The sequence below is a fragment of the Paraburkholderia sp. MM6662-R1 genome (genome assembly GCF_050436245.1).
Lineage (GTDB): Bacteria > Pseudomonadota > Gammaproteobacteria > Burkholderiales > Burkholderiaceae > Paraburkholderia > Paraburkholderia tuberum.
This window is the reverse complement of record NZ_JBNDLV010000004.1, coordinates 1,934,791-1,947,350: the sequence shown is the minus strand read 5'-3', so window position 1 is coordinate 1,947,350 and position 12,560 is coordinate 1,934,791. Positions and strand designations below refer to the sequence as shown.

General features: G+C 63.1%; 11 protein-coding genes and 1 pseudogene. 4 read left to right on the top strand and 8 right to left on the bottom strand.

Annotated features, from left to right (window positions below; genetic code table 11):
• Positions 1–235: 235 nt before the first annotated feature.
• A complete protein-coding gene (locus tag OKW39_RS38845) occupies positions 236–955 on the bottom strand; it encodes a GntR family transcriptional regulator (protein ID WP_013091210.1) in 720 nt (239 codons plus the stop codon).
• Positions 933–1,151 carry a hypothetical protein gene (locus tag OKW39_RS38840; protein ID WP_429565067.1) on the bottom strand — a complete coding sequence of 73 codons (219 nt, stop codon included), beginning with the start codon at positions 1,149–1,151 and terminating at the stop codon, positions 933–935. The genes OKW39_RS38845 and OKW39_RS38840 overlap by 23 nt, the downstream gene beginning before the upstream one ends.
• A gap of 374 nt (positions 1,152–1,525) precedes the next feature.
• Between OKW39_RS38840 and shiA the strand changes: the two genes are divergently transcribed.
• From shiA to OKW39_RS38825, 3 genes are all read left to right on the top strand, one after another.
• Positions 1,526–2,845 carry a shikimate transporter gene (gene shiA, locus OKW39_RS38835; RefSeq protein ID WP_429565066.1) on the top strand — a complete coding sequence of 440 codons (1,320 nt, stop codon included), beginning with the start codon at positions 1,526–1,528 and terminating at the stop codon, positions 2,843–2,845.
• Positions 2,846–3,259: 414 nt separating this feature from the next.
• Entirely contained in the window at positions 3,260–4,663 is a 1,404-nt protein-coding gene (locus tag OKW39_RS38830) for an L-lactate MFS transporter (RefSeq protein WP_429565065.1), read from the top strand.
• 10 nt (positions 4,664–4,673) lie between these two features.
• Complete coding sequence (locus tag OKW39_RS38825) at positions 4,674–4,802, top strand: MFS transporter small subunit (protein WP_090809263.1); 129 nt, start codon at positions 4,674–4,676, stop codon at positions 4,800–4,802.
• A gap of 74 nt (positions 4,803–4,876) precedes the next feature.
• On the opposite strand, the gene OKW39_RS38820 is transcribed toward OKW39_RS38825, so the two are convergent.
• The 3 genes from OKW39_RS38820 to OKW39_RS38810 all read right to left on the bottom strand — a co-directional run bounded on the left by OKW39_RS38820 (position 4,877) and on the right by OKW39_RS38810 (position 7,680).
• Positions 4,877–5,911 (bottom strand): SGNH/GDSL hydrolase family protein, encoded by a 1,035-nt coding sequence (locus tag OKW39_RS38820; protein WP_429565064.1) that lies wholly within the window; start codon positions 5,909–5,911, stop codon positions 4,877–4,879.
• 131 nt (positions 5,912–6,042) lie between these two features.
• Entirely contained in the window at positions 6,043–6,468 is a 426-nt protein-coding gene (locus tag OKW39_RS38815) for a DUF3830 family protein (RefSeq protein ID WP_018424716.1), read from the bottom strand.
• A gap of 300 nt (positions 6,469–6,768) precedes the next feature.
• Positions 6,769–7,680: a helix-turn-helix domain-containing protein gene (locus tag OKW39_RS38810; RefSeq protein WP_429334259.1), complete on the bottom strand. Its 912-nt coding sequence runs from the start codon at positions 7,678–7,680 to the stop codon at positions 6,769–6,771.
• 182 nt (positions 7,681–7,862) lie between these two features.
• On the opposite strand from OKW39_RS38810, the gene OKW39_RS38805 reads away from it, so the two are divergent.
• Positions 7,863–8,864: an autoinducer binding domain-containing protein gene (locus tag OKW39_RS38805; RefSeq protein WP_429565063.1), complete on the top strand. Its 1,002-nt coding sequence runs from the start codon at positions 7,863–7,865 to the stop codon at positions 8,862–8,864.
• A gap of 76 nt (positions 8,865–8,940) precedes the next feature.
• On the opposite strand, the gene OKW39_RS38800 is transcribed toward OKW39_RS38805, so the two are convergent.
• The 3 genes and pseudogenes from OKW39_RS38800 to OKW39_RS38790 form a co-directional block, all read right to left on the bottom strand.
• Positions 8,941–9,702: an ABC transporter permease gene (locus OKW39_RS38800; protein ID WP_184060479.1), complete on the bottom strand. Its 762-nt coding sequence runs from the start codon at positions 9,700–9,702 to the stop codon at positions 8,941–8,943.
• Complete coding sequence (locus OKW39_RS38795; protein WP_090810431.1) at positions 9,699–10,625, bottom strand: ABC transporter ATP-binding protein; 927 nt, start codon at positions 10,623–10,625, stop codon at positions 9,699–9,701. Before OKW39_RS38795 ends, OKW39_RS38800 begins: the two co-directional genes overlap by 4 nt.
• A gap of 256 nt (positions 10,626–10,881) precedes the next feature.
• Positions 10,882–12,536, bottom strand: a pseudogene (locus OKW39_RS38790) (tannase/feruloyl esterase family alpha/beta hydrolase).
• Positions 12,537–12,560 lie beyond the last annotated feature (24 nt).

Genomic DNA, 12,560 nt, shown 5'->3' with positions numbered 1-12,560 from the left:
TCAAGGGAAAACACCAGGTCGTGCGTTCCACCGGTCATTGTTGATATATCACATACCATATTTTCGGGACCGTCAAGCAAGGTTTATCCCGCAGCGCGGCGGCGACCCCGTTTTGTTTGCCGTTCGCCGCCGCGCGACCTGCGCATCGCTCGAAGTGCGCGCACGCAAAAAAGCCCGCGGTGCTTGCACACGCGGGCTTTTCGCCATCAGCAGCCAGGCAGCGTCTACGCCGCCATCAATCGAGGAAATCGCAATTGGCTTCGACGAACGCCGCGAGATCGAGCGAATGCTGGCGCGTGAGCCGCTCGGCGAGTTCGGTATCGCGCTTTTCGAGCGCCTCGATGATGCGCAGATGATCGACGATAGAGCGCGCGGCCCGGTCGCTCTGCGAGATGGTCATGCGCCGGATCGCGCGCACATGGATGAAGATGTTCTTGATCGTGTCGAGAATGATCTGCGACTTCGACAGCTCGACGATCGCCTGATGAAACGCGATGTTCGCGTCCGAATACTCGGCGATATGCTCGGCCGGCGTCGTGTCGCGGAAATTGTCGAACATATGGCGCAAGCGGCCGATTTCCTCGTCGGTCGCATGCAGCGTGGCGAGCCGCGCGGCCATGCTTTCGAGCGCGGCCCACATCTGGATCATCTCGACGATTTCGCGTTTGCTCTTGCGCACGATGTAGATGCCACGCCGCGGCACCATGCGCAGGAAGCCTTCCTGCTCGAGCAGCGTCATCGCTTCGCGCACCGGCGTGCGGCTCACGCCGAGCGATTCGCTGAGCACGCGCTCGTCGAGACGGATTTCTTCGCGATTCTGGTAGATATCCGCGTCGGCGATTGCCTGACGCAGCATCGCATAGGCCTGATCGCGCAAGCTCGCACTCGCGCCGATTGGCTGCAACGACAGGGTCAACGGGGTGGCCACTGTTTCAGTTGGAAGTTCTGACGACATTCATCGCCTCTGCTTGAACACGCGCGCGATTCGGCGCCGCCGTTTTGCCGCGCTGCTCGCCCAGACCCACGAAGCGGCCATGTTGCGATGCAGGTGCAGCGACCGATTCGGGAATCCAGTCGGTCAGCAGAACGGTGGCGGCACAGCCCAACCCAACGACGGCCATGGCGAACAGCGCAAGAGGCACGAATCCCACGTGTAACTCCGGATGATTGAGAAGATTGATCCCTCAATCATATGCTGCAACGCCGCATTTTTCAATATTCGGTATGTAGTATATCAATGACTGTTGTTTTTAAGATTACTTTCACGTTAGCACGCCGCGCGCTGCGTGGGTTCGCCCACCTGATTCCCCGCGACGGTTCTCCGTGGCGCTCGGTGTAAACACGCAAAACGCGCGCTATTCGCGCGGTCGCGAGCGATGATCGCGCATTTTCTCCATCACGCGGATTGTGAATTCCGGATCGCGTCATTAACCTTCCGGACATTCCCTGCGCGGATCGATCGCGTCGAAAGCCTTGCCCGGGCGGCGCGATCGATTAAAGCACATATCACATTGAAGGAGACTCGATGAGCACCACCCACCCGCAGGCCACAGTGGCCACTCACCGCAATGCGCGCAGTCGGGCTCGCAAGGCCGCGCTCGGCAGCTTTATCGGCGCCGTGGTCGACTGGTACGACTTCCTGTTGTACGGCATCGTCGCCGCGCTCGTGTTCAACGCCGAGTTCTTCCCGAACGTCGGCCCGGCGATGGGCACGCTTGCCGCGTTCGCGACCTTCGGCGTCGGCTTTCTATTCCGGCCGCTCGGCGGCTTCGTGTTCGGCCATTACGGCGACCGGCTCGGACGCAAGCGCATGCTCGTGCTCACCGTGATGATGATGGGTCTGTCGACGGCCGCGATCGGTCTGCTGCCGGCGTTCTCGACGATCGGCTGGTTGGCGCCGGTGCTGCTCGTCACGCTGCGCGCAATCCAGGGCTTTGCGGTCGGCGGCGAATGGGGCGGCGCGGCGTTGATGGCCGTCGAAAGCGCGCCCGAGAAAAAGAAGGCCTTCTACAGTAGCGGCGTGCAGGTCGGCTACGGCGTCGGGCTCGTGCTGTCGACGGGACTCGTCGCGCTGATCAGCCGCTCGATGGACAACGCCGCGTTCCTCAACTGGGGCTGGCGTCTGCCGTTTCTGTTCAGCGTCGTACTGGTGCTGATCGCGCTGTGGATCCGCTCGAGCATGGAGGAATCTCAGGAGTTCGTCGAGAAAGTCGGCCAGCATGGCGAGCGCCGTGTGCGCCTGCCGATCGTCGAAGCGCTGCTGCGCCATCCGAAAGCCTTCCTGCTGATCATCGCGCTGCGGCTCGCCGAGTTGTTCACGATGTACATCGTGACCGCGTTCGCACTGAGCTACTCGACCACGAACCTGCACATGCCGCGCGAGTTTTTCCTGACGATCGGCTTCGTCGTCGGCGCGCTCAGCTGCGTGACGATTCCGTGCTTCGCCTGGCTCGCGGATCGCTTCGGCCGCCGTCGCATCTATATGATCGGCGCGCTGGTCGGCGTGTTCAGCGCGGTGCCGTTCTTCCTCGCGCTCGAAGCGCGTTCGACAGTATGGATCGTCGTGTTCGCGGTGATGCTTGCCAACATCGCGCACGACATGGTCGTCAGCGTCCAGCAGCCGATGTTCACCGAGCTGTTCGGCACCGAGTACCGCTATAGCGGCGCGGGTGTCGGCTATCAGGTGGCGAGCGTGGTCGGCGGCGGATTCACGCCGTTCATCGCGGTCGCGCTGGTCAGCTTCGCGGGCGGCTCGTGGCATCCGGTGGCCGCGTATCTGGCGATCGGCTGTCTGATCTCGGTACTCGTTGCAGCACGCATGAAGACCGGGCGCAAGATCGAGTGACACCGGCGGAACTCGCCGTCGATACACGACGGGCCGGCGCGGCGAAGAAGCCGCGCCGGTCCGTTTCTTTTTGTGCCGCGCGTCGTGCGCGTCTCCTTTATTGCTGACTTTGCATAGTGGCTCTAGTCGGAAGAACGAAGCAACCCGCTCGGAGCGTCCCACGATTTGCACGATCGCGTGAAGAATACCCACGTTTCACTAGGTTCACACCTTATGTCCGCCCGATTCATATTGCGAAGCCATCGTCCACGTCCTATTGTCGAGCCAGGCGCGATTTTGGGTACGTGGATCCAGGTCATATGAAATGAAAGTACATATAGCGATGACGCGACGGCGTGTGCAAGTTACACTCCGCCGCCTCAAGGTATATGCACGAAGCGCCGATAAACAGAACAACTGTAAGGAGACCCACTTATGAGTAGCATCAGCGAGCCGGGCGGCCAACGAGGCTCAGCCCCATTTTTTTCCAAACAGGCCACCGTCGCACAGCCCGGCTTTTCGCGCTGGATGGTGCCCCCCGCGGCGCTCGCCGTGCATCTGTGCATCGGTCAGGCCTATGCGTTCTCGGTATTCAACGGACCGCTGACCAAAGTGATCGGCATCACGCAGTCCGCGCCCGATGACTGGTCGCTGACCTCGCTCGGCTGGATCTTTTCGCTCGCGATCGTGTTCCTCGGTTTGTCGGCGGCATTCGCGGGCAAATGGCTCGAACACGTCGGTCCGCGCCGCACCATGTTCACGGCAGCATGCTGTTTCGGCGGCGGGTTCCTGGTGTCCGCGCTCGGCGTCTATCTGCATCAGATCGTGCTGCTATATCTCGGTTACGGCGTGATCGGCGGGATCGGGCTGGGGCTCGGTTATGTGTCGCCGGTGTCGACGCTGATCCGCTGGTTCCCGGACCGCCGCGGCATGGCGACCGGCATGGCGATTATGGGCTTCGGTGGCGGCGCGATGATCGCGGCGCCGTTGTCGGTCGCGCTGATGAACCATTTTCATAGCGCAACGAGCGTGGGCGTCGCGGAGACCTTCGTCGTGCTCGGCATCGTCTACTTCATCTCGATGACGATCGGCGCGCTCGCGATCCGCGTGCCGCCCGCCGACTGGAAGCCGGCCGGCTGGACGCCGCCCGAAGTCACGCAGCACCGGCTGATCTCGCGCAACCACGTGCATATCGATCAGGCGTTGAAAACACCGCAGTTCTATCTGATCTGGTTCGTGCTGTTCCTGAACGTGACGGCCGGGATCGGCGTTCTCGGCCAGGCCTCGGTGATGATCCAGGAGAGCTTCAAGAACACCGTGACCGCGTCGGCTGCGGCCGGCTTCGTCGGATTGCTGTCGCTGTTCAACATGGGTGGACGTTTCGTGTGGTCGTCGGCATCGGACTGGATCGGTCGCAAGAACACCTACGCCATCTTCTTCGTGCTCGGCGCGGTGCTCTACTACTTCGTGCCCAGCTTTGCCGCGAACCGACAGATCGCGCTGTTCGTGCTGACGTACTGCGTCATCCTGTCCATGTACGGCGGCGGCTTCGCGACGGTGCCGGCCTATCTCGCCGACATGTTCGGTACGGCGTTCGTCGGCGGTATTCATGGACGGCTCCTGACCGCGTGGGCGGCGGCGGGTGTAGCGGGTCCGGTGCTCGTCAATTACATCCGCGCATATGAAGTCGCGAACGGTGTCGCCAAAGCGGACGCGTACACGATGACCGTGCACATCATGGCCGTGCTGCTCGTGATCGGCTTTATCTGCAACCTGCTGGTCAAGCGTGTGGATGAGAAGCACCACATGACCGATGCACAAGTCGCCAAGGGCGCGTGAGGAGATCCGTATGTCGACCGTTCAAACCGTACATCCGACCAACAAGGTGATGCTCGCGGTGTTCTGGGTGTATGTGATGATTCCGCTTGCCTGGGGGGTGATCAATACGCTGACGCAGGCGATGAAATTGTTCAAGTGATGACCTGATGGGGTGCGCACCGCGGCCTGGTTGAGGGGCGGGGTGCCGACAGCGCGCCCCGCCGTAGTCTCCCCTCACCGCCCCAACCCACTATGCGCGATCTGCTGCTCGACGAACTGCGCAAACAACGCATGCATATGCGTCGTCGGATGCAAATCATCCGCGAACATGTAAGTCTGATCCGCATTGGCGCTCACGTAGGTTGCCGGCGAACATAGCAGCGCGGTGTCATCGGGCGTTTTCTTCGGATCGCAGGCCTGCCCCGTATTCGACACGGTAAAACCGTTCGCCTGAAAGCTTCCGATGACCTGATTCGTCCACGTGTACGAATCGACCTCGATCACCTTCGACTGCAGCCCATCGGTTTGCAACGCGGCGTTCAACGTGGCGTTGAAAAGCTGCGACAACTGCGTGAGATTCGCGCCACCATCGGCCGAAGCGAGCCCCTTCGGCGACAGCCCGATATTCGGCAGATTGATCACCACCACATGCGTGCCGCCGTTCTGCACGATCTGCCCGACGAGCTGGGCGAGCGTGGTGGCCGCCGCCTGCACGATCGGCGCCGCGGCGGGCAGGTTGCCGGCGCGGAGCACATCGTTCGCGCCCACCCACACGAGCACGAGCTGATTGGCATTGAAGCTGCCGTGAGCGCTCAGATAACTCGACAGTTGCTGATTGACAGGCATTTCGATGTTGCCGATGACGTCGCTCAGATAGTCGTACTGGTTCGCCGGCGTCGCCACCGTCGAGCCCCCTTCCGCGTAACCGAGGCCGCTCTGCGCACTCAGCTTATGCGTGAAATCGATCGTGAACGCGGCGCTGAGCGTATCGCCGTAGTATTGCGCGACCTCCTGGGCCCACACCTGGCCGGGGTTGGTCGTGAAACGCCCGCCTCCCACCGCGCTCGCGAGCGGCGCATAAGTCCCGACGTCCGACAGGCTGTCGCCGAACGTCACGACCTGCAGCATGACGCCGCCAGCCGGCTCGGCCGCCGTGCTGCCGCCGCTACTCGACCCGCCGCTGCCGTCACCGCCCCCGCCGCAAGCCGAAAGCACCACGATCGACATGGCAAAAACTACAGCGCGGACCTTGTCATTTATGCCTCGCATTTGCTCCTCCTCGCCGGGCGGGCCAGCGGTATCGAGTGCCTCACGTGCGTGGTCGGTGCCGGATCGGTACCTGACCGCACGCGGCTCTTCCAACAAGCATCGCGTGTGCCCAGCAAGGAAATGCGGCTCGCTCAAAGCCTCTCGAACACCACCTCCTGCGCGCCTTCCCACAGCACCTTCGTGCCGAGCTCGCGCAGTTTTTCCTTGCCTTCGACGATCGTCAGAAAATGATTGCCCGCGAGTTGCCCCATCTTGCTCGCGAAGCAGCATGAACCATATGCGAGGATGATCTCGGTCTCGCTATAGCCGCCCGGATAGAACAGGATGTCGCCGACCGATGGATGGCTCGTGTGATTCTCGAAGCCGACCGCGACGCCGTCGTTCTCGAGCTTGAATTCGCCGAGCGGCACCCAGCAGCCCTCACCGCTCCAGCGCACATGGATCAGCTTCTGCCGGTACGGCAGCAGCTTCAGGAACGCGGCCACGGTCTGCGGCGCATCGGGATGGGTTTCGGCGATGAAGGCGTGGCCGCAGGCGGTCATCTTGAGTCGGGTCATGGCGCGTTATCCGGTATGTGGGGTTCAAAAGCGGTTCGATTCTGTCGTCCGATGCAAGGTTTCGACAGATACAGTTGTCGGCGCCGCGGTCAGTCCAGTTAGACCACGTCCGATCGCGGGCGGCCGGCCGAACCGCGAAGCCTTGCTCCACGTGCCATGCCAGTTTGCACCGCGCGCCGCCACGAAAGTTCGTAGTTTGCAAGCCGCGCAATGCAAAGCACACTGCGCAAGTGCGTGATTCCGACTGTAGAAAGGCGAGCCGCTACGGCGTGCGCAGGCAAGCATCAGCCGGCGTGCATCTCAAGCGCGCAGCCGGTAGGCGAGCGGCGTCGCACCATAGCCACGCTTGAACTGCACGGAGAAATGACTGGCATTCTCGAAGCCAACTTCGAGCGCGATTTGCAGCACGGTTCGATCCGTGGCGCGCAGCAGCCTCGCCGCTTCCTCGAGCCGCAAGCGCGTCACGAACTGATGCGGCGTCTCCCCGGTCTCGCGGCGAAACACCCTGGCAAAATGAAAACTGCTTAGGCCGGCCTGCTCGGCCAGTTCGGCGATCGCCAGATCTTCGGCGAGATTGGTGCGGATGTACTCGGTCACTCGGCGAATCCGGCGCGGCACCAGCCGTTCGGGCCGCGTCGCGCCGCCGCGCCGCGCATCGTTGCCGCTCGAATAGTGCTGCAGCAGGTGCGCGGCGAGCGCGTGAGCCAGCGTATCGACATACAGACGCGAATCGGCCGGATCGCGGGCGGCGCGATGCAGCGCGGCAAGCATCGCGGCGATCAGCGGATCGTGGAAGCGCATCGCGTCGCCGAGCGACAGTTCACGCGACGCGTCGAGCCCCATCTGTTGCGCGACGCTGTCGATCAAATCGCGCTCGATGTGCACGTGCAACGTAGACAACGGCTCGTCGCTGATCGAATGCCAGCGCCACGAGATCGGCGTGGGCGGCACGAACCACAGGTCGTTCACGCGCATATCGGCGCTTTCCCAAGCTCCGCCGAGGTTGCGTTCGAGATGCTCGGCGCCGCTCGCGAGCGTCATCAGCGTGAAGTCGCGCAAACCGGGCGCTTCGAGCAGGTCTTGCCGCACCGGCTCGAGATACGAGCGCAGCACCAGATGCCGCCACTCGCGATCCACGCTCGACACGAGTCGCTGGCCGGCCATGTAGCGGTCGTAGGCGAGCGTCGTCGTGAGCTTGGGAATTCGTGCCATCACATCCCCTCGAAGGAGGTGCCGTATGGAAGGAGAAACGCCGCCGTACCCGTATTGCCGGTCCACTGTCAGCGCAAGATCACAAAAATGATAGCAAGGAACCGGCTACCGACCTTTCACGAAATCGCTAATCATTGAGGTTGTCGTCTTTCACGCGTTTAGAACGCCGGAGCTACCGTTTCATGGAACATGAATGCGATACGCTGCCGCAATGGCTGACCGGCTCGCCGCAAGGCGAAGCCGGGCACGCGTCGGCAGCACACCCGAGAGCGGCATCCGCCCAACCGGCTTACCCGGCCGGCGCGCGGCACGCCGCGCAATCAGCCCACGCGGCTGAAGCAGTGAAGATGTCTCCCCGCGCCGCGAATGGTGCGGGTCGCAGTGGCTTTCTGACTCTGTTCACCGAGGAAGAAATCGGCACGCCGTCGCCCGCGGCGGGGCGGGCCGCGCCGCTGATCGGTCCGCTCGGACGGTTCGGCAGCGCGCAGGACCGCATGGAGTTCGTGCGTCGGCGCATCAGGCAATTGGGCTTCGACTCGTTCAGCTATACCGCCACGCGCACGTCTTCGCATCACAAGACGATGTTCGTGTTGACGAGCTACGAGTCGCAGGCATGGCTCACGCGCTATTTCCGCGAGCGCTATTTCGAGCTCGACCCGCGCGTCGCGCTCGCGTCGCCGACCGGCATGCCGTTTCTGTGGAATACCGCCGACCTGCGCGCCGACCTGCCGCGCGCGCAGCTGCGCAGCGAGCGGCTCGGCGCGCTGATCGACATGCTGGAGGCGACCGACCGCAAGAGCGGCATTCTCACGCAGATGCCGCTGCCGGAGCCGGAGCTGAGCGCGAGCCTGTGCTTCAATTCGGAGATCGGCAACCCGCGCTGGATGACCGAATCGATCGTCGCGGAAACGCTGATGTTCGCGCACTCGATTCATGAGTTCATCTGGATGCACGCGAAAAGCGTGATCGGCATCGCGCCCGCGCAGCAGCAGCGCGTCGCGCTGAGCACGCTGCAGCACGCGGTGCTGAAGGCGGTCGTGCAGGGGCAGCGCGACAAGGAAATCGCGTATTTCCTCGGGCTGTCGCCGCATAACGTCGACTATCATCTGCGGCGCTTGCGGCAGCTGTTCAACGTGCGCAACCGCGTGCAGTTGATCAATGTCGCGCAGGCGTATCTGTTGTAGTCGGCGTCTGCGCGAATCGATGAAGAGGGCGCGACGGCTTTTCGCTGTCGCGGCCTCTGCTAATCGCGCGGTCTTATCAGCTTTTCAAGCGATAGCCGGTCCTGAAGATCCAGCCGACGATCACGAGGAACACCGCGAGGAACAGCAGTGTCATGCCGAGACTCAGGCCGACGCCGACGTCGCCCAACTCGTAGAAGCTCCAGCGAAATCCGCTGACCAGATAAACGATCGGATTGAACAGCGTGACGGCGTGCCAGAACGGCGGCAGCATGTCCACCGAATAGAAGGCGCCGCCGAGAAACGTGAGCGGCGTGACGATCAGGAGCGGCACCAGTTGCAGCTTCTCGAAGCTGTCCGCCCAGATGCCGATGATGAAGCCGAGCAGACTGAACGTGACGGCCGTCAGCACGAGAAACAGCACCATCCATAATGGATGCATGATCTGCAACGGCACGAACAGCGCGGCGGTCGCGAGAATGATGAGCCCGAGCAGGATCGACTTGGTGGCCGCCGCGCCCACATAGCTGACGACGATCTCCAGATACGATACGGGCGCCGACAGCAGCTCGTAGATCGTGCCCGTGAAACGCGGGAAGTAAATCCCGAACGACGCGTTCGCGATGCTTTGCGACAGCAGCGACAACATGATCAGACCCGGCACGATGAACGCGCCGTAGCTGATGCCCTCCACTTCCTTGATACGCGAGCCGATCGCCGAGCCGAACACGACGAAGTACAGCGACGTGGAAATCACCGGCGCGATGATGCTTTGCATCAGCGTGCGCCACGTGCGCGCCATTTCGAACTTGTAGATCGCGCGCATTGCGTAGATGTTCATGGGTTCCCCCGCAGCAGACTGACGAAAATGTCTTCGAGCGAACTCTGCGTGGTGTGCAGGTCCTTGAAGCGGATACCGGCGTCGTCGAGCGATTTCAGCAGCGCGATGATGTCGGTGCGCCCGCCCTCGCCTTCATAGGTGTAGGTCAGTTCGTTGCCGCCGTTCGCGACCGCGAGCCCGTAGCCGGCGAGCGAAGCCGGCACCGTGTCGAGGGGGCTCTCCAGTTGCAGCGTCAACTGCTTCGTGCCGAGCTTGCGCATTAGCTCGGTCTTCTCTTCGACCAGCATGATTTCGCCCGCGTTGATCACGCCGATGCGGTCGGCCATCTCCTCGGCTTCGTCGATGTAATGCGTGGTCAGGATGATCGTCACGCCGCTCGCCGCGAGCGAGCGCACGAGCTTCCACATGTCGCGCCGCAGCTCGACGTCGACGCCGGCGGTCGGCTCGTCGAGAAACAGCACGCGCGGCTCGTGCGACAGCGCCTTCGCGATCAACACGCGCCGCTTCATGCCGCCCGACAGCGTGATGATCTTGTTGTCGCGTTTCTCCCATAGCGACAGGTCGCGCAGCACTTTCTCGATGTAAGCGGGGTTCTTCGGCTTGCCGAACAGGCCGCGGCTGAACGACACGGTGGCCCAGACGGTTTCGAACGCGTCCGTGGTCAACTCCTGCGGCACGAGGCCGATCAGCGAGCGGGCCGCGCGATAGTTGGAGCCGATGTCATGGCCGTCCACCGTCACGCCGCCTTCGCTCGCGTTGACGATGCCGCAGACGATGCTGATCAGCGTGGTCTTGCCCGCGCCGTTCGGCCCGAGCAGCGCGAAGATTTCTCCACGGTGGATCGCCAGATTGATGTTCTTCAGCGCCTGAAAACCGCTGGCATAGGTTTTCGACAGATTCGTGACCGAAACGATTGGCTGCATGGACTCGATGATGGCCGACACCGCTGTTGAATGACAGGAAACGGCGCGAAGGAACGCGCCGCATCCGCAATGTAATGGAAAGTGCGAAAGCGTGCAGCGCACGCGAGCGGACGAACAGATCGTGCGGTTGCGGCGCTACGTGCGCGAAAAGGCGGTGGCGCTCGGGCTATCGGCTCGTCGGGCGTGGGCCCCGGCTCGGTCCGCACGTTTTCTAGCGCGGCTCGCCGGTCAAACAGGCGCTGCGACGACTCAGACCTCAAGGCTGCGCACAGACAAAACTACTCGCCAGATTTACATTGCCTCGGCCGAGATAGCGCGGAAACCCGGGATAGCGGCACAGCGGCCGCGAGCGTCCATTCGTCGCCGCGGCGAGATCTGTGGCCATCAGCGTTTCGGGCGCGACGCCGCGCGTGACCCACGCGTCGAGCGCCCCGAGCAGATCGACCGATGGAATGAACACGCCGTTGCCATGCTGAAACCCCGGCACCATGTACAGCCGCATGAAGCGATCCACCTCGTCCTTGCCGAAACGCGCGACTAGCGCGTCGTGATATGCGATCGTCTGGTTCGGGCTGATCACTTCGTCGGCGAGACCCTGCAGCGTGATCAGCTTGCCGCCGCGCGCGATGTAACGCGACAGGTCGGGGTTCATCGCGCCGATCGTGCCCGACAGCGCGATCAGTCGCGCGCGATATTTGCCGGGGCGTTGCGAATCGAACGTCAACGAATCGAAGTCCGCATCGCGCGCGACGAAGTAGCGCAGATAGCCGTCGCCTTGCGCGAACAGATAGCCGTTCGCATAGAACGTCGGCACCGGTTGACGCCGCGGCTGATGCGCGAGCCCGAGCGCGCCGGTCAGTTGCGTGCCCTGGAACACGTTGTAGCCGCGATAGCCGCTCACGTCCCACGCGAGCCGATACGGCAGCGACAGCCCGTCGCGCATCGCCAGCAAGGTGGCCAGTTGCGCGTCGGTCAGACACGCATCGTCAGATGAAAGGCGCAGCGCGCAACGCAGCGAATCGACAATTTGCGCTTCGTGCGCGCGACATGCTTCGACGTCGCTGACGATCCCGTCCGCCATGCCGTCGAGCCGGTCGCATACCTCGAGCGTGCGTTGATAGACGCGTTCGAGCAGCGCCGGCGGCACGAAGCCGCCCGGCGTACCGTACTCGGCCTGGCCGAGCTTCACGCCGATCAGCCGCACGCCGGAAAAATTCAGCGCGGGCGCATTGGCGATCACGCCGTCGTAGTCGTCGGGGAAGCGCTGCATCACCGTGTAGCCTTCGCGGCCCCCGTCGAGCCGCCGGCAAAATACATGCGCTGCGGCGGCCTGCCGTACGCGTGCGCGATCAACGCGAGCGCGACGTCATGGGTTTTCTTCAGATGCGCGTAGCCGAAGTTCGTCACCGCTTCATCGACGAGACCAAACGCCGCGAGCGACGAATCGCCGACATGCCCCGAGTCGTCACCGAACGTCGCGTAGCCTTGCGCGAGCGGCGCGCGATCCGGCGAGAACGGCATCACGCCGGTGCCGCTGACAACCACGCCGTTGTACCCGCCGCCGCCGATCTGCAACGCACGGCCATTCCAGCGACTCGGCAGATTCAGATCGAAGCGGATGTCGGGCGTTGTCCGATTCAGCGCCTTGATGCGGCCCGTGATGCGGCAATACTCGCCGCCTTGCTGATTGCCCGGCGCGGTCGCGCCGATCATCGCCGCGCTTTCGATCAGCGCGCCGGCCGTCGGGATCTCGATCAATTCGGGCGACAGCACCGCGCCCGCGAACTCCGCGCAGTGCATCGCGAACGGTGTCTCTTTGGCCTGCGCGGCCGTGCGATGCATCGCGAGCCACGCGAGCACGACGACGCTCATCACGGTCGCGAGTCCAACGAGCTTGCGCGTCGTGTGCATCGTGGTCGTGATGCGCCCGCGGCG